The sequence below is a fragment of the Bradyrhizobium pachyrhizi genome, from assembly GCF_029714545.1.
Classification (GTDB): domain Bacteria; phylum Pseudomonadota; class Alphaproteobacteria; order Rhizobiales; family Xanthobacteraceae; genus Bradyrhizobium; species Bradyrhizobium pachyrhizi.
Genome location: NZ_CP121667.1, coordinates 1927567 through 1944821, shown reverse-complemented (window position 1 = coordinate 1944821; position 17255 = coordinate 1927567). Strand labels below are relative to the sequence as shown.

At 64.6% G+C, this 17255-nt stretch carries 17 protein-coding genes; 12 read left to right on the top strand and 5 right to left on the bottom strand.

Going from position 1 to position 17255, the window contains the following annotated elements; genetic code table 11:
• Positions 1-463: 463 nt before the first annotated feature.
• Complete coding sequence (locus tag QA639_RS08830) at positions 464-2305, top strand: class I SAM-dependent methyltransferase (protein WP_283089565.1); 1842 nt, start codon at positions 464-466, stop codon at positions 2303-2305.
• A gap of 35 nt (positions 2306-2340) precedes the next feature.
• On the opposite strand, the gene QA639_RS08825 is transcribed toward QA639_RS08830, so the two are convergent.
• Complete coding sequence (locus tag QA639_RS08825) at positions 2341-2850, bottom strand: MarR family winged helix-turn-helix transcriptional regulator (RefSeq protein WP_028334972.1); 510 nt, start codon at positions 2848-2850, stop codon at positions 2341-2343.
• A 106-nt stretch (positions 2851-2956) separates the two neighbouring features.
• On the opposite strand from QA639_RS08825, the gene QA639_RS08820 reads away from it, so the two are divergent.
• Positions 2957-3856 carry an alpha/beta fold hydrolase gene (locus tag QA639_RS08820; RefSeq protein ID WP_283089564.1) on the top strand — a complete coding sequence of 300 codons (900 nt, stop codon included), beginning with the start codon at positions 2957-2959 and terminating at the stop codon, positions 3854-3856.
• 67 nt (positions 3857-3923) lie between these two features.
• Positions 3924-4727, top strand: coding sequence for an isocitrate lyase/PEP mutase family protein (locus tag QA639_RS08815; protein ID WP_028334970.1), 804 nt, complete (start codon positions 3924-3926; stop codon positions 4725-4727).
• A gap of 83 nt (positions 4728-4810) precedes the next feature.
• Here the strand turns inward: QA639_RS08815 and QA639_RS08810 are convergent, their stop codons facing one another.
• Both QA639_RS08810 and QA639_RS08805 read right to left on the bottom strand, forming a co-directional pair.
• A complete protein-coding gene (locus QA639_RS08810; protein WP_038377596.1) occupies positions 4811-5764 on the bottom strand; it encodes an ABC transporter substrate-binding protein in 954 nt (317 codons plus the stop codon).
• Positions 5765-5943: 179 nt separating this feature from the next.
• Positions 5944-7662: a cache domain-containing protein gene (locus tag QA639_RS08805; protein WP_283089562.1), complete on the bottom strand. Its 1719-nt coding sequence runs from the start codon at positions 7660-7662 to the stop codon at positions 5944-5946.
• Positions 7663-7976: 314 nt separating this feature from the next.
• Between QA639_RS08805 and QA639_RS08800 the strand changes: the two genes are divergently transcribed.
• A complete protein-coding gene (locus QA639_RS08800; RefSeq protein WP_092090087.1) occupies positions 7977-8537 on the top strand; it encodes a thiamine pyrophosphate-binding protein in 561 nt (186 codons plus the stop codon).
• Positions 8537-9130, top strand: a complete 594-nt coding sequence (locus QA639_RS08795; protein WP_028334966.1) for a thiamine pyrophosphate-dependent enzyme — start codon at positions 8537-8539, stop codon at positions 9128-9130. Before QA639_RS08800 ends, QA639_RS08795 begins: the two co-directional genes overlap by 1 nt.
• Positions 9131-9143: 13 nt before the next feature.
• On the opposite strand, the gene QA639_RS08790 is transcribed toward QA639_RS08795, so the two are convergent.
• Positions 9144-10067 (bottom strand): LysR substrate-binding domain-containing protein, encoded by a 924-nt coding sequence (locus QA639_RS08790; RefSeq protein ID WP_028334965.1) that lies wholly within the window; start codon positions 10065-10067, stop codon positions 9144-9146.
• 161 nt (positions 10068-10228) lie between these two features.
• Between QA639_RS08790 and QA639_RS08785 the strand changes: the two genes are divergently transcribed.
• From QA639_RS08785 to QA639_RS08760, 6 genes are all read left to right on the top strand, one after another.
• The gene (locus tag QA639_RS08785) at positions 10229-11398 is read left to right on the top strand and encodes an acyl-CoA dehydrogenase family protein (RefSeq protein WP_050386889.1); all 1170 of its coding nucleotides are present in this window, start codon (positions 10229-10231) and stop codon (positions 11396-11398) included.
• A gap of 11 nt (positions 11399-11409) precedes the next feature.
• Positions 11410-12510 (top strand): CaiB/BaiF CoA transferase family protein, encoded by a 1101-nt coding sequence (locus QA639_RS08780; protein WP_283089561.1) that lies wholly within the window; start codon positions 11410-11412, stop codon positions 12508-12510.
• A 27-nt stretch (positions 12511-12537) separates the two neighbouring features.
• The gene (locus QA639_RS08775; RefSeq protein WP_028334962.1) at positions 12538-13392 is read left to right on the top strand and encodes an HTD2 family dehydratase; all 855 of its coding nucleotides are present in this window, start codon (positions 12538-12540) and stop codon (positions 13390-13392) included.
• A gap of 103 nt (positions 13393-13495) precedes the next feature.
• Positions 13496-14548 (top strand): histidinol-phosphate transaminase, encoded by a 1053-nt coding sequence (gene hisC / locus QA639_RS08770; protein ID WP_283089560.1) that lies wholly within the window; start codon positions 13496-13498, stop codon positions 14546-14548.
• Positions 14549-14642: 94 nt separating this feature from the next.
• Positions 14643-15533 (top strand): MBL fold metallo-hydrolase, encoded by an 891-nt coding sequence (locus tag QA639_RS08765; RefSeq protein WP_157347135.1) that lies wholly within the window; start codon positions 14643-14645, stop codon positions 15531-15533.
• Between the two features lie 107 nt (positions 15534-15640).
• Entirely contained in the window at positions 15641-15829 is a 189-nt protein-coding gene (locus QA639_RS08760) for a Rossmann-fold NAD(P)-binding domain-containing protein (protein ID WP_028334959.1), read from the top strand.
• A 119-nt stretch (positions 15830-15948) separates the two neighbouring features.
• On the opposite strand, the gene QA639_RS08755 is transcribed toward QA639_RS08760, so the two are convergent.
• Positions 15949-16548 (bottom strand): VOC family protein, encoded by a 600-nt coding sequence (locus QA639_RS08755; protein WP_283089559.1) that lies wholly within the window; start codon positions 16546-16548, stop codon positions 15949-15951.
• 113 nt (positions 16549-16661) lie between these two features.
• On the opposite strand from QA639_RS08755, the gene QA639_RS08750 reads away from it, so the two are divergent.
• Positions 16662-17168, top strand: a complete 507-nt coding sequence (locus QA639_RS08750) for a winged helix-turn-helix transcriptional regulator (RefSeq protein WP_283089558.1) — start codon at positions 16662-16664, stop codon at positions 17166-17168.
• Positions 17169-17255: the final 87 nt, after the last annotated feature.

The following is a 17255-nucleotide window of genomic DNA, read 5'->3' as shown; positions in this document are numbered from 1 at the left end:
AATGTCGGAAAAGCGAGGCGTTTGGCCACAAACGCGATCAGTGCGCGTCTGTTGGAAAGCGGTTTCCCGCCGCGATGCATGAGCCGCAGCGCAGACCTGCACGGCGGATCCCCGGCGCCCGCCTTACCGTCGTGCCGAACGCCAAGCACCTCGTGCAGGAGGACGCTCCGGAGGCGATTGTCGGAGCGGTGCTCGACTTCTGGCAAGAGCAGCGGAGCCGTCACGCACGCTAGCTCGCGCACGGTCGTCTGAATTGCAGCTCCGGACTATCTGGGAAGAATTGCTGAAGCGACGCATCAAGGCGGCCGGGCCGCCAATGGGGCCCCTGCGGCTTCGTGCGCATCGAGAAACTTCCGGTGCTGATCCTGGCTGAACCTAGATAGTTCTTGGCCACCAACGCGATCGGCCCTATGTCTTTGCCGGGCGGTTGATGCGCCGCGCAGTATGGGCCAGTTGACGGAACATGAACCGAAAAGAGCGGCGTGCGGCCGGTAAGCAACGGGACGCGTCCAGCAAAAACGCACCAGCCTTCGTCTCTGCGGGCGTCAGCATTGCCGATCTTGCCATCGAGGCCAGCCGCTTCTACGGGATGCGCCGCTTCAACGAAGCGCAGGAGATCTGCCGGCAAATTCTCGCGCGCGACCCCACCCATGTGCAGAGCCTGAATCTTCTCGGCCTGATTGCGCAGGCATCCGGCGAGCACCGCGCCGCGGTGAAGATGTTCGCGAAGGCGATTGCTGCGGACGAGGTGAACGCCGCCTGCCACTACAATGCCGGCAACTCGTACCAGGCGCTGGGCAACCGCAGCAAGGCGGCCGCGCATTTCAGCAAGGCGCTTGCGCTCGGCATGGATGCGAGGGCGGTCGGCTTCATCCTGCAGAGCCCGACCGTCACCAGCTATGTCGGGCGGATTGCCGGCAAGTGGCCGCTACCGGTCACAAGCGCCGAATTGTTCGGCAGCGAGGGCGTCGCCCCGCTCGCGAACGACCTGTTCCTGCGCTGCGCGATGGAAACGACGACGCTGGCGAGCATGCAGCTTGAGGTGCTGCTCGGATATGCGCGGGCCGAGCTGTTGCGGCTCGCGAGCAGGCCGGATCAGGATGAAGTCGACGACGATATCGTAGCCTTTGCGTGCGCGCTCGCGCGGCAATGCTTCATCAACGAATATGTCTATGCGCAGACCGCGGCGGAAAGCGAAGGCGCGAGCGCGCTGCGCGACCGGTTGCTGCCGGACCTGGCATCAGCCGCTGCGATCACGCCGCTCACGCTGGCCGTTGTCGCCGCTTACTTCCCGCTTCATGCCCTGCCCGCGGCGGACGCGCTGCTGCGCCGGGATTGGCCCGCGGCCACGGCCGGCCTGCTCAAGATGCAGCTTCGCGAACCCCGCGAGGAGATGGAAGAGCGCTGCGCTATTGCAGCGCTCACTCCGATCAGGAACGACATATCCGTCGAGGTGATGCGCCAATACGAGGAAAATCCCTATCCGCGCTGGACCGTCAACCCGTTGACGGCCTTCGCAGCGGATCGGGCGCAGGGACGGACCGTCGCAACCGCGGACCAGCGAGCCGAACGGGATATCCTAATTGCCGGCTGCGGCACCGGCTCGCATGCGATCCAGATCGCGCAGGTCTATCCCAACGCCCGCTTGCTCGCGGTCGACATCAGCATGACCAGCCTCGCCTATGCGCGCCGCAAGACGCGGGAGCTAGGCTTGTGCAACATCGAGTATGCGCAGGCGGACATCCTGGAATTGGCCTCGATCGATCGCAGCTTCGACAGCATCGAGTCGGTCGGCGTGCTGCATCATCTTGCCGACCCCTTGGCCGGCTGGCGCGTTCTGGTCTCGCTGCTGCGGCCGGGCGGCGCGATGCGCATCGGGCTCTACAGCGATCTGGCGCGCCGCGTCATCGTCGAGGCTCGCGATCGCATCGCGGCGCGCAATTATCGCGCCACCGCCGACGACATCAGGCGTTGCCGGCAGGATATCTTCCGTGAAGCTGACAAATGGAAACCCCTGATCGGCGCCAAGGATTTCTACAGCATGAGCGGCTGCCGCGATCTGCTGTTCAACGTCATGGAACATCGGCTGACGATTCCGGCGATCGCGGCATTCCTGAACGAGCATGGCCTGTCGTTCGAGGGGTTCGAGCCGTTTGACGATCCGGCGGTGCTCGAACAATTCCGCAAGCAGTTTCCGGGCGCGGCCGATGAGGCCAATCTCGATCAGTGGCACGGCTTCGAGGTCGATCATCCCGAGACGTTCTGGGACATGTACGTGTTCATGGCGAGCAAGAGCACGCGATGAGGGCAAGGTGCTGGAGCGTGAGGAGAGTAACCTCTCTAGCGAGCGTGCTGGCCCTTGCTGGTCGGCAACGGGCATTTGGTGCAGACCCTGTCGTCGCACATCCGGCAGATCGTGAAGCGATCCATCTCGGATGTGTCCTGCCTTGCCAGCAGCTCATGGATCAGCGTCGCAAGCTGCTTCCGTTCGGCGGCTGACAGCACGTCCAGCAGCGACGTCACGGCTGAAATCCGCGACGCCAACAATTCGTTCCGGGACGCGGCGCCTGACGCCGTCAGGTGCAACGCGACCTCGCGGCCGTCTTTGCCCGGACGGCGTTCGACAAGCCGATCCGAAACCAGCCGATCCACCAGGCGGACCGTTCCGGAGTGTGACAGGCCAAGAATCCGCCTCAGCTTGTCGTTGGTCATGCCCTGACCATAGCCGATGACGATGAGCGCCGCGGGCGTTTCGCCGCCACGGCCGACGACCTCGCGCGCGCCTTGCTCGATACGATCCATGACGGCGAGCGACAGCGCGCCCAGCAGATTGGCGATTCCGTTTTCCATGCCGGGAATAATATGTGCGCTGCGCACAAAAAACAACTTGACCATATATGTGCGCTACGCACATATTTAACCGGGAGAGCAACGACGACATGAATGGAGAGCAGCGATGACGACCCGAAGCACCGCACTGGCAACGCCTGACGCCGCCGGCAGCGAACCCGCCCTGAAATACGTGCAGGCCAACGGCGTGCGATTTGCCTATCTCGAACAGGGCAGCGGACCACTCGTCATGTTCATGCATGGCTTTCCCGACAACGCCTGGTCGTACCGAAAGCAGCTGCAGGTGTTCGCGGATGCCGGCTATCGCGCGGTCGCGCCGTTCCTGCGTGGCTATGCGCCGACCGAGATTCCCGCCGACGGCATTTTCGATCCGATCGCGCTCGGAAAGGATCTCGAAGCATTGATCGCGGCGCTGAGCGACGACGGACAGGCGCGCGTCGTCGGCATGGATTGGGGCGGCACGTCGACCTTCCAGGCGCTTGCCACGGCGCCATCGGCGATCAAGGCCGCCGTGGTGATGAACACCGCGCACCCCGTCACGTTCTCAAGCATCAGGAAGGATCCCGACGCCGTTCGATCGCTGTTCCATTTCTATTACTTCCAGCTCTCCGGCGCCGACTCGTCGGTCAATGTCGAGGGACTGCCGTTCGTCGATTATCTCTGGCAGCTGTGGTCGCCGGCGTTCAAGGACGACGCGCATCTCCGCTCGATCAAAGAGACGCTGTCGTCTCCCGGCACCATGACGGCGGCGCTCAAATATTATGGCGGCCTGTTCCACGCGGGACGCGAGCGCTGGCTGCCGATGAACGAGATGCATACGCCGACGCTGACCATCTATGGCAGCAACGATCCGACGGCCAGATATGCGGCGAAGGAAGAGCCGTTCTTCAAGGGCCCCTATCGACGCATCGTCCTGACCGATGTCGGCCACTTCCCGCACCTCGAGCGTGAGGCCGAGGTCACAGGTCTGATCATGGACTGGTTCACAACGCACGCCGCCGACTGAACGGACGCCGCCACCTGCGGCCGCGTCAGCCACCATCTTTCGAATTCTCTGACCAGGAGTGCGCGCAATGGACGCCACGACACAGCAGCACTACGCCGAAGCGTTTCACCTACTTCACAAGCGGGGCGATCCGCTTGTCCTGTTCAACGCCTGGGACGTCGCCACCGCCAAGGCGATCGCGAAAACCTCGCCGGCGGTGGCGACCAGCAGCGGGGCGGTCGCGGCCGCACTCGGCTACGCCGACGGCGAAAATGCCCCGCTCGACATCGTGGAAAGCCTGGTCTCGCGGATGACCGCGTCGGTGCCGGTTCCGGTGTCGATCGATCTGGAGGCGGGATATGGCGACACTCCGGATGCCGCCGCGCATTCGGCGGCGAGGATCCTGAAGGCCGGCGCGATCGGCATCAACATCGAGGACGGGCTTGTTGGCGGAAAGCGGCAGCTCGTCGCTCCGGAGCAGCATGCCGCGAAGATCAGGGCGGTGCGGGACGCCGCGCAGAAACTCGGCGTTCACCTCTTCATCAATGCGCGAACCGATCCGTTTCTGCTGAAGTTCGGCTCGCCCGAGCAATGCCTGAATGAGGCGGCGAGACGTGCGAAGGTCTATGCCGATGCGGGCGCCGATGGAATTTTTGTGCCGGGGCTCACCGAGCTTGCGCTGATCGAGAGATTCGTTCAACTGACGCCCCTGCCCGTCAACATCATGGTGACGCAAGGCGTGCCCGAAATCGGCGAGCTCGCCCGCGCGGGTGTTCGCAGGGTGAGCCTTGGACCATGGCCCATGATGGCGGCAATGCGTGTCATCGGACAGGCGGCCGCCGCGCTCGCCACGAGCAAGCAATACGGCGCGTTTCTACAGCCCAACAGTTGAGCCCGTGAGCGCATGCGATGCCACGGTCCGGCCGGACCATTCGGTCCGTGCCGGCCGGACTACCAGGTTCATGAGCGAATGGCTCATTCGATCACTTCGTCTGCGCCGCTGACGACTGAAGGAGAGAACTCGTGGCCGAGCAGTTTGGCGGTCTTCAAGTTGATGACGAACTCGACCTTGGTGACCAGCTGGACCGGAAGATCAGCAGGCTTCTCACCTTTCAGAACCCGGCCCGCGTAGATGCCGGCGCGTCGATGCGACTGCACGAAATCTCCGCCATAGCTCATCAAGCCTCCGGCTGTCGGGAAATCCCGGGTCTGCGTGACGGCGGGAACACGATACTTCAGTGCGAGATCGGCCAATCGTCGGCTGCGAAATGCAAAATAGGGATCGGAGGTGAAAACAAGCGCGTTTGTCGACTCTCTCGCTACGGAAGAGAATACGGATTCAAACTCCTCTTCCTTGCTTGCCCTCAATATCTGCAGATGGACCCCCAAAGTTTCGGCAGCGGCCTGAAGCCTCTGCAGTTGCGAGCTGGCGGTTGGACTTGTCGGGTTGGTCACGACCCCCAACGTTTTCGCCGCCGGCAGGAGTTCGTGCATCAACTCGAGCCGCTTCGGCGACACGTCGACGCTCAGGCTCGAGATTCCCGTGATGTTGCCTCCCGGCCGCGACAGGCTATCCACCACACCCAGCTGAACGGGGTCGCCGCCCATCTCGAAAACGATTGTCTTGGTGACACCGGCCGCCTTGGCGGCAAGCGCGACGGGCGCGCCGCCGGGTGCAACCACCACATCGACGTCGCGCGCGATCAATTCGCCGGCCAGTGCAGGTAACTGGGCATATTGCCCATTGGCCCATCGATATTCGATCGCAACGTCGCGGCCCTCGACAAAGCCGGCTTCACGAAGTCCCTGGTGAAAAGCCTTCAGCCGGCTGCCAAACAACTCCGGCGATTCCGGACAAAGATAGCCGATCACAGGCATCGACGGCTTCTGCGCCCGCGAGGATGTGGTCCAAGCCGCGGCGGCGGCCATCAACAACAGGACCTCACGCCGGCTGCCGCGTCCTTGGGATGTGGCTGCACGAGAATGAGCGCAACTCATGCTCTATCGACCCGCTGGCGTTCGCCGTCGGCGGAAGTATATCCCACGATCCGAAACCAGTCGCCAATGGACTGCACCGAACCGCTCCGGCCGGCATCGGCCAACGCACATCAAGAAGATATTCCGAACACCGGAATGGCGTCATCGAAACCCTTGATTTGTCGACTCCCGATATCCTGCAGGGAGCGCTTGCCTCCGACGCTTGCGGCGGTCCCTGCGTCCATCAGGATTTCCCGATCTGCGGCAGATGCGCACAGGCGGGCGGCGAGATTTACGACACTGCCGATGGCCGTGTAATCGAGCCTGTCTTCGTAGCCGATCCGCCCGACCGTCGCCGATCCACTCGCAAGCCCTATTCCAAAGCCAACCTGGTAGCCCCGCGACCGCCAGCCGCCGATCAAGCCCTGCACGCGCTTCTGCATTTCGGTCGCAAGATCGACGGCTCTCAGCGCCGGCTCTTCGACCGGCACGGGTGCGTTCACCAGCACCATCAGCCCGTCTCCCGAGAAGCTGATGAGCGTTGCTTCGAACCGCGCAATGACCCTGCCCAGAACCTCATAATATTCGGACAGCACGCTCATGACTTCCTCGGGGGCGACGCCCGCGGAAAACGCGGTGAACCCGCGCAAGTCACAGAACACAACGACGACGTCAGTGCGGCGGCCGTCCAGCACGCTGTCATCGCCGGCACGGTCGACGAGATCGGCGACTTGAGGCGCGAGAAACCGCTTGAGCTTCGCGATCCGCTCCTGGTGCTGCTGCGCCAGGGCGAGTTCGCCAGCCATCCTGTTGAAGCTGCTTGCCAGACGCTGAAATTCGTCACCGGTCTGGATCGAAATGCGGTGCTCGAACGATCCGGCGCCGATCCGCTCCGTCCCCTCCTCGAGCAGCCTGATCGGCTCGGTCATCCGGTGCGCGAATGCATAGGCGAGCAGCCCTGCAAATACGGTGCTGCCTGCGAGAAGCACGGTGGTCCGTCGCAACGCGGCATAGATCGGGGCGTATGCCTCGGAGAGCGGCTGCGCCACCACGACGGTCCAATCGGGCCCCGCCACAGGAGCCGCTCTGGCGGCGACCGGACGTCCCTGTCCGTCCCGGCCCGTCGCAAAGCCCGCTCCCGGGCCGATCGCGTCGCGTATGGTGCGAAACGGCTGAGAGGTTGTTTCCTCCAGCCCGCGGAGGACGAGGCTGATGTCGGGATGGGCAATGAGACGTCCCGGCCGGTCCAGCACGAAGGCGAGGCCGGTCTCTCCCACCTTGATCGCCGATACGACATCCCAGATCAGCTTGAGATTGACTTCGGCGATGACTGCGCCGACCGCGGATCGGTTACCCACGAGCGCAATGGTCAAATACGGTTCTGAGCCTCTGTTGTAGCTGACATCGCTGAACCAAACCTGGCGCGCATGGGCGCCGACCAGCGCAGGTTCAGCCGATCGGTCGGTCCGACTTTCAATTCGATTGAGGCCGACCCGTGAGACGTAGAGACGCTCCAACCCATTGTTGTCGATGAGTGTCAGGCTGACGACGGCCGGCGCCTGGCGAAACAGACGCAACGCATCGGTTCGGCGTCCCTCGTCGGCCTCGTCGGTCCAGGGAAGCTGGACCAGCCAGCCAAGCTGGCTTGCAATGTCGGAGATGAAGTTATGGATTTCAGCGGCCGCGGAAGTCGCCTGAACGCCAAGCAACTGGTCCAGCCTTGCGCGCTGATCGCGGTAACCGAACCAGGCTTCGATCGACCCGTTGATCACGAGCGGAAACGCGACGGCCAGAAACAGTGCGAGAAAATACTTTGGGAAGAGGCCGCGAAACCGATCTCGGACAATCATGCCCTGATCCCTGAAAATGCGACGGATATATCGATATGCGAAATGAAGCCTTGAAAATGTAGCCCCGGCGTTGCCGCCAATCGGCGTCTTCTAGCATAGAGCGTCGTTTTAGGCCGTAATGGGGCTGTTGTTCGACCCGACCAAAGGACGCAGTCGGCTCCGGCCGCCATTTCGCTTGCGTCGGCCCCTGCAAAACCCTGGCCCTATAAAATTCCGGCATAGCTGGGCGAGCCAGATGCGAAGAGAATAAACCCCTGACCTGGCTTAAAGCCAGCGCTGTGAGGACGCGCCCATGCGCGTCCCGTACCGAGGCCATGATGGACCAGATTGCCGTTCACCAGGACAGCGCGACCAGCCGGGACTGGCCGGTTGCGATCTACCGCACGCTGAAGAGCTTTGGCGTGGCGCAGGTGTCCTACGTTCCCGATGCGGGACATTCCAAGCTGATCAAGCTGTCGCACGCGGATGCCGATATCAAGACCACGGTGCTGACGACAGAGGAAGAGGGCGTGGCGCTTTCGGCCGGCGCCTGGCTCGGCGGCGACCGCGCGGTGCTGTTGATGCAATCGAGCGGCGTCGGCAATTGCGTCAACATGCTGTCGCTGATGGCGAGCTGCCGTTTCCCGCTGCTCACGCTGGTGACGATGCGCGGCGAATGGGCCGAGTTCAATCCCTGGCAGATCCCGATGGGCCGGGCGACGCCGCAGGCGTTCGAGATCATGGGCACCACCGTGCTGCGGCTGGAGAACCCCGATGACGCCGAGGAGGTGATCTCGGCCGCCGCCTCGCTCGCCTATGACGGCGACCAGCAGGTCGCGGTGCTGATCTCGCAGCGGATGATCGGCCGCAAGAAGTGGACCAAGGAGACGCACTGATGTCGGCATCAACAGGCACTCTCGATCGCCGCGCCGCCGTGAAGGCGCTGCTCGCCGAGCGCGGCGATTTGCTCGTGATCTCCGGGCTCGGCTCCTCCTCCTATGACGTGTTCGACGCCGGCGAGCATCCCGGTAATTTCTATCTGTGGGGCGCGATGGGCGGCGCGGCGATGGTCGGGCTTGGCCTCGCGCTGGCGCAGCCGAAGCGCCCGGTGCTCGTGATCACCGGCGACGGCGAGCAGCTGATGGGGATCGGCAGCCTGCTGACGATCGCGACCAAGCAGCCCGGCAATCTCTCGATCGCGGTGCTCGACAACGGCCATTTCGGCGAGACCGGCATGCAGCCGAGTCACTCCGGCCTCGGCGCCAGGCTCGAAGTGATCGCTGATGGCGCGGGCATCGGCAATGTCTGTGAGATCGCCGACATGGCCGGCATCGAGAACTTCCGCACCAGCCTGCGCGATCTCGGCGGCGGCCCGCGGCTGGCGCGGATCCGGATCGCGGCGGGCGAGGTCGAGCGCGCCCTGCCGCCGCGCGACGGCACCTACCTGAAGAACCGCTTCCGCGGCCATCTCGGCTTCAAGGTGAGCTGATGCGAAGCCGCGCTCAGGCGAGCTGGATATCCCAGAGCCCCTCGGCGCGCAGCGCGGCGACCTCGTCGCGCAACAGCTTCGCGATCAGCGTCATCGCGTTGGAGCCGGGATGCTCGACCGGCGAAGCCAGGGTCAGCTCGCGGCGCGGCGCCGGCCGCGCGATGGCGGCGGTCTCGAGCCGGCCCTCCGCCACCTCGGCGCGGACCGAGGACGGCGGCAGCAAGGTATATCCGAGCCCCTCCTCGACCAGGCTGGTCAGCACGCGAAACGAATCCGCCTCGAGCTTGACGTCGAGATCGATCTTCTTCTTCGCCGCGGCATGTTCGAGCAGCGCACGGAGGCCGTGCGAATGACTTGGCAGCACCAGGCGCTGGCGCATCAGCCAGCCGAAGTCGACCTGCTTCTTCGGCTTCAGCCCGCTGCCGCGCGGGCCGACCGCGACGATGCTGTCGCGGCCGAGGCTCTGCACCGCCAGATGCAGATCGACCGAAGGGCCGTAGATCACGGCAAGGTCCATCTCGCCGCGATGCAGCCACTCGATCAGATGGCCGCTGTAGCTCTCGACGATGCAGAGCGAGATGCCGGGATAGCGCTCCACCGTGCGCCGCGCCAGCCGCGCCGACAGCACGCAGCTCACCGTCGGCACCAGCCCGAGCACGACGCGCCCGGACGGTGCGCCGCCGGCAGACTGGATGTCGTCGCGGATCTGGTCGATCTGCCGCACGATACCGCTGGTGCGCGCCAGCAGCAGCCGGCCGGCATCCGTCAGCACCATGCCGCGGCCGTTGCGCGTGAACAATTCGGTGCGCAGCTCGTGTTCCAGCAGCTTGATCTGCCGGCTCAGCGCCGGCTGCGCGACCCGCAAGGTATCGGATGCCTTGCTCAGGCTGCCGAGTTCCGCGACGCACGCAAAGGTCCTAAGCTGGCGGAAATCCATACTTGCCAATCCTGGAAGGCAGGTTCATACGCTATAACAAAACAGCATAGGGAGTTTACCGGGGCCCCACAACAGCGGGCGATTTGCCCGCAACCAGAGCCATTTCCGTTCCCCGCTTCGCTCGAACACGCTCTGGCGCAACCTCTCGACAAGACGAAACAATGACCGCACACGATCAACACATCGACGACCATTCCGACATCCGCGACGCGGTGGCCAAACTCTGCGCGCAGTTTCCCGGCGAATACTGGCGCAAGCTCGATCGCCAGATGGCCTATCCGAAGGAATTCGTCGATGCGCTGACGGAGGCGGGCTATCTCTCGGTGCTGATCCCCGAGGAATATGGCGGCGCCGGCCTGAAGCTGTCGGCGGCAGCGGCGATCCTGGAAGAGATCCAGCGCGCCGGCTGCAATGGCGGCGGCTGCCATGCCCAGATGTACACGATGGGCACCGTGCTGCGGCACGGCAATGATGCGCAGAAGGCGAAGTATCTGCCGAAGGTCGCGACCGGCGAGTTGCGGTTGCAGGCGTTCGGCGTCACCGAGCCGACCAGCGGCACCGACACGTCGTCGCTGAAGACCTTCGCGCGCCGCGAGGGCGACCATTACGTCGTCAACGGCCAGAAGATCTGGACCAGCCGCGCGGAATATTCCGACCTGATGGTCCTGCTGGCGCGCACCACGCCGAAGGAGCAGTCGAAGAAGCGCACCGACGGGCTCTCGGTGTTCATCGTCGACATGCGCGAGGTGAAGGGCAAGGGGCTGGAGATCCGCCCGATCCGCACCATGATGAACCATGCCACGACCGAAGTGTTCTTCACCGACATGAAGGTGCCGGCGGAGAATCTGATCGGCGAGGAAGGCAAGGGCTTTCGCTACATCCTGTCCGGCATGAACGCCGAGCGCATCCTGATCGCGGCCGAATGCGTCGGCGACGCAAAATGGTTCATCGCCAAGGCCACCAACTACGCCAAGGAGCGCAGTGTGTTCGGCCGGCCGATCGGCCAGAACCAGGGAATCCAGTTCCCGGTCGCCAAGGCCTACGCCTCGATGCGCGCGGCCGAATTGATGGTGAAGGAAGCCACCCGCAAATATGAAGCCGGTCTCGACTGCGGCGCCGAGGCCAACATGGCCAAGATGCTGGCGGCAGACGCGTCCTGGGAAGCCGCCAATGCCTGCGTGCAGACCCATGGCGGCTTCGGCTTCGCCGAGGAATACGACGTCGAGCGCAAATTCCGCGAGACCCGGCTCTACCAGGTGGCGCCGATCTCGACCAATCTGATCCTGTCCTACGTCGCCGAGCACGTGCTCGGCATGCCCCGCTCCTACTGAGTTGCTTGATCATGCTGCCGCTTGAGGGATTGACCGTCATCGCCGTCGAACAGGCGGTTGCCGCGCCGTTCTGCTCGTCACGCCTCGCCGACGCCGGCGCCCATGTCATCAAGATCGAACGGCCCGAGGGCGACTTCGCCCGCGGCTACGACGCCGCGGCGAAGGGCCAGAGCAGCTATTTCGTCTGGCTGAACCGCGGCAAGGATTCCGCCGTGGTCGACCTCGCCACCAAGGAAGGCCGCGCGCAGCTCGAGGCGCTGATCGCCGGCGCCGATGTGCTGCTACAGAATTTAAAGCCGGGCTCGATGGACAAGCTCGGCTTCTCGCGCGAGCGGCTGCGCAAGGATTATCCGAAGCTGATCATGTGCACGATCACGGGCTATGGCGACACCGGCCCCTATGCCGACCGCAAGGCCTATGACCTGTTGATCCAGGCCGAGAGCGGCCTTGCCTCGATCACCGGCGGCCCCGAGGGCGCCTCGCGCGTCGGCATGTCGATCGTCGACGTCGCGACCGGCGCCACCGCGCATGCCGCGATCCTCGAGGCGCTGATCGGCCGCGGCCGCACCGGAGACGGTGCCGACATCCGGATCTCGATGTTCGACGTGATGGCCGACTGGCTCACCGTGCCGCTGCTCAATGCCGAGGACGGCAAGTCGCCGAAGCGGATCGGCCTCGCCCATCCCTCGATCGCGCCCTATGGCGTGTTCCGCTCGAAGGACGGCAAGGAGATCCTGATCTCGATCCAGAGCGAGCGCGAGTGGAAGACGCTGTGCGCCAAGGTGCTGGGCCAGCCCGGCCTTCCCGACGATCCGCGCTTTGCCAACATGGTCGAGCGCGTGCGCAACCGCGTGCTGACCGACGGAATCGTCAGCGGCAGCTTCGGCAAATTGACGCGCGAGGAATTGCTGGAGAAGCTTGCCGAGGCCGACATCGCCTTTGCCGAGGTCAACAGCATGGACGACCTCGCGAAACATCCGCATCTGCGCCGCATCGAGGTCGACACGCCGAACGGCAAGGTCAGCTATCCGGCGCCGGCCGCGATCGTGGTCGGCGAGGACAGGCACTACGGCAAGGTGCCCGCGATCGGCGAGCGCACCAGACGTTCCTGAAATCCCTCCTGCCCGGGCAACACAATCATGAGCGACAAACTCGACCTCGATCATCTCCGCCAATGGATCGGCAAGACCACGGAGGCCTCCGACGTCGTCACCAAATATCTCGTGATGGGGCTGCGCGCGACGCTGTTCCAGGAGATCGGCGAGCCGAAGGCCGGTGACGCCGCGCCGTGGACCACGCATTGGTGCCTGGCGCAGCCGGTGTTTCCGATGTCGCAGCTTGGCCCCGATGGCCACCCGACCCGCGGCGGCTTCCTGCCGCCGGTGCCGCTGCCGCGGCGGATGTGGGCCGGCGGCGAGCTCGAATTCTTCGACAGCTTGCGCATCGGAGATGAGGCCAAACGCACCTCGAAGATCGTCGACGTCACGGTCAAATCGGGCTCGACCGGCACGCTGTGCTTCGTCTCGGTCAATCACGAGGTGACGACGTCGCGCGGGCTTGCGGTGCGCGAGCGGCAGGACATCGTCTATCGCGAGATGACGAGCACGCAGGGCGCAGCGCCCGCCAAGGCGCCGCCGCCTCCGCCGGTCGCGCAGCACCGCGAGAGCCACGTCTCCGACCCGGTGCTCTTGTTCCGCTACTCGGCGCTGACTTTCAACGGCCATCGTATCCATTACGACCGCGACTACGTCACCAAGGTCGAGGGCTATCCGGGGCTGATCTTCCACGGCCCGCTGCAGGCTTCCTTCATCGTCGAGTTCGCCGCCAAGCTGCGCGGCGGCAAGCCGCCGAAGAAGCTCGCCTATCGCGGCGTGCAGCCGCTGTTCGAGGGCAGCGAGTTCTCGATCAATGCCAGCGACAAGGACGGCGGGATGGAGCTGTGGACCGCGAACGCCGAGGGCCAGCCGACCATGAGGGGCACGGCGACCTGGTAACGCGCGAGCACGACGCCTGTCATGATGCGAGGGAATAAAGAGGCGCTTTCATCAGCGCCTCGTATTCCTTATTGTGATCGCGTTCATCCCTGGATCGCAGATCATGAGTCGCTTCTGGAGTTCGGTCGTCCACAATCTGTCGCCATACGTGCCCGGCGAGCAGCCGAAGATCGACGGCCTCATCAAGCTCAATACCAACGAAAATCCCTACCCGCCGTCGCCGCGCGCGGTGGCGGCGATCACGGCGACCACGGATCGCCTGCGGCTCTATCCGGACCCGCGCGCAACCGCGCTGCGTGAGGCGATCGCGAGGCGCTACGGCGTCACGGCGGACGAGGTGTTCGTCGGCAACGGCTCGGACGAGGTGCTGGCCCACGCTTTCCCGGCGCTGCTGAAGCACGATGCGCCGCTGCTGTTTCCCGACATCACCTATAGCTTCTACCCGGTCTATTGCCGCCTCTATGGCGTGAGCTACGAGCAAGTGCCGCTCGACGCCGCGATGCGGCTGAACCTTGCCGACTACCGGCGGGCCGGCAGCGCCATCCTGCTGTGCAATCCGAACGCACCGACCGGCACCGCGCTGCCGCGCGCCGCGATCGAGACGCTGCTCGCCGCGCATCCCGACCGGCTGGTGGTGGTCGATGAGGCCTATGTCGACTTCGGCGCCGAGAGCGCCGTGCCGCTGGTCGCGCACCACGACAATCTGCTCGTGATCCAGACGCTCTCCAAATCGCGCGCGCTGGCCGGTTTGCGGGTCGGCTTCGCCATCGGCCAGCGTCCGCTGATCGAGGCGCTGGAGCGGGTCAAGGACAGCTTCAACTCCTATCCGCTGGACTGCTTCGCGCTCGCAGGCGCGGTCGCGTCCATCGAGGACGAGGCGTGGTTCGAGGAGACGCGGCAACGCATCATCAGGAGCAGAGAGGCGCTGGTCCGTGGCCTCATTGAGCTGGACTTCGAGGTCCTGCCGTCGCAGGCGAATTTCGTGTTCGCCCGCCATCCCAGCCATCGCGGCGCCGATCTCGCCGCGCGGTTGCGCGAGCGCGGCGTGCTGGTGCGGCATTTTCAGAAGCCGCGGATCGAGGACTTTCTGCGCATCACGGTCGGCACGGACGATGAGTGCGGCCGCCTGATCGGCCTGCTGCGCGGCATGGTCTGATAGCCGTTCACAAGCGACGCAACTTGCGATCGATGGCTCCAACCTGCATAGTGACCGTGCGGCAAGATGCACGGTTCTCCGGGAAGGAGCGGTCATGCGATTTGCGATCGGCGACGCCACAGTCGACGTCATCGTCGACGACGACGATTTCGGCCTTCCGCTAGCCGAATTCCTGCCCGGATACGATCGCGGCTTGATCGAAGCGCATCGCACCACGCTGGAGCCGGTGTTCATCGACCTCGCCAGGGGCGTCGCGAAACACGCGATCCAGAGTTTTGTGGTGCGAACCGGCGGCCGAACGCTGCTGATCGACGCTTGCATCGGCGAGCACAAGGACATCCCCGAGATTCCGGCCTGGCATCGGCGGCGCGGCAGCGGCTTCCTCGATCGGTTGCGCGCGTGCGGCGTCGACCCGGCCGGAATCGACGTCGTATTCTGCACCCATCTGCATGTCGATCATGTCGGCTGGAATACCCGCCGCGACAACGGCCGCTGGCAGCCGACCTTTCCCAACGCGCGGTATCTGTTCGGCCGCCGCGAGCTTGCCGACTGGATGACGCAGCATGATGCCGGGCGTGCCCCGCCGATCCATGCCCGCGCCCTGGAGCAGAGCGTCATACCGATCGTCGAGGCAGGCCGTGTCGATCTGGTCGACGATGGCCATCAGTTGGGACCGGGCCTGCGGCTGGTCCCGCTGCCGGGCCACACCAGCGGCCAGATGGGGCTGATGGTGGACTACGCACAACATCGCGCGATCTTTTGCGGCGATGCCGTGCACAATCCGGTGCAGATCTTCCAGCCCGACCTGTCGACATCATCCTGCACCGACCCGCAACTGGCGCGCGAGACGCGGACGAATATCCTGGCAGAGGCCGCGGACAGCGGCCGTCTCGTCATACCGGCTCACTTCCGCGGCCCGCGCTGTGCTCATATTCGTCGAGATGGCGGTGGCTACGCGCCGGTGTTCGACGCGCGGCATGGGTAAGATGCAACACCCGGAGCCACAGCTCACCGGGTGAAAGCCGGGTGTATCATCCGGCCCCTTGGAACCGAATGCCGGCTTGCGCGTTCCCCGCCCTGACGGAGGACGCCATGCTTAGAGACGAACAGGTCGCGGTTCTCTGCGACATCGCCCAATCCATTGCCTTCGCCGACGACGTTCAAGGCGAGGTCGACCGGCTCATCAGGGAGGGATACGTCGCCAAGGACGGCGACCTCTACGAGCTGACGCCGAAGGCCGAGAAGGTTTTGTCCGAGCGCGGTGCCAGCCTCAAGGCGTAACGCTGCCTACCAGGCCGGCGTACATCACGTCCCGGCAACCTTGACGCCGAGCGCGGCGGTCTGTTCGCGAAACTGCGCGATCGATCGCGCCGCCATGACGGATACTCCTGTTTAATCGCTCACTCCGGCAGCGGTTTGCCCGCCTGTTCACGCACGATGTAGTCGGCGTACCAGTCGGGCCAGTTCACATCATGGCCGCCGGTCCGCTTCTCGTGCTCGCCATGGGCTGCGGCTGCGCGGCGCAGCGCGGCGGCGAGATCGGCCGATGAGGTGAACGTCGTGCTGTTTCCGTCGACGCGTCCGGGCAGACGCTGCGTGACCTGCTGGAGCAGCCAGACATTGCCGTCGGGATCGTTGAACGTCGCCAGCGAACCGTAGCTCGGCCGCTCCGGATCGGGTCCCTTGACGCGGCCCGCCGCCCCGCGATGAAACACCTCGCTAACATCGACGCCACGCGCGATCAGATCGGCACGCGCCGCCTCGATGTCGCTCACGACCAGGAAGAGCGGCAGCGCGGATCCCTTGTCGAGATGGATCGAGGTCGGCGAGCCCGGCGGCGTCAGTTGCAGCGCCCGGGATCCGTCCGCCCTGACGAAATCGGCGTCGAGCCGCCAGCCGAGATTTTCATAGAAGCGCTTGGCGCGGTCGACATCGGACACGGGAATCACCACGACCTCGAGCTTCATGTCGATACCCGGTTTCTTGCCTTCGGTACTCATGGCGCGCTCCTTGAAATGTGAGGGACCGGGCCGGAAACGCCCGTTGCACCCACATTGACGATAACCCATATTGCTATGAAAATCATAGTAACAATGCGGATGAAGAAAACGTGATGGCAAGGCCAAAGGGCAATCCTGCTGACCAAACGCTGTGTCCGGTGGCGCGCGCGGAAACCGCGGTGGGCGACCGCTGGACCGTGCTGGTGCTGCGCGAGCTGTTCGCGCGCAACCATCGCTTCGAAGAGATTCAGGCCCATACCGGCGCGACCCCGCAGATGCTCACCGCGCGGCTGAAGAAGCTGGAGGCGGACGGACTGGTGACGCGGCGCGTCTACAACAAGCGGCCGCTGCGCCACGAATATCATCTGACGGAGAAGGGCGCGGCGTTCTTCCCCGTCATGTTCGCGCTGCGCGCCTGGGGCGAGACCTGGTGCAAGTCACCCAGGGACGGTCTTTCCATGAACTATACCCACGTCGTCTGCGGCAAGCCGGCGGGGCTTGGTCCGGTCTGTCAGTCGTGCGGCAAGCCGCTGCATTGGGCGGACATGGTCGCGCAGCGAACGCCCAAATATCAGAGAGAGCGCAATGCGCGCTGGGAGGCCTTCAAGGCGGCGCGCTGAACGCACCGACGCCGCCGGCGCAAGCGGACGATGCCCATTCGCACTGTCGCACATCCCGATCACGCGGGGCCGAGTCCCGCATCACAC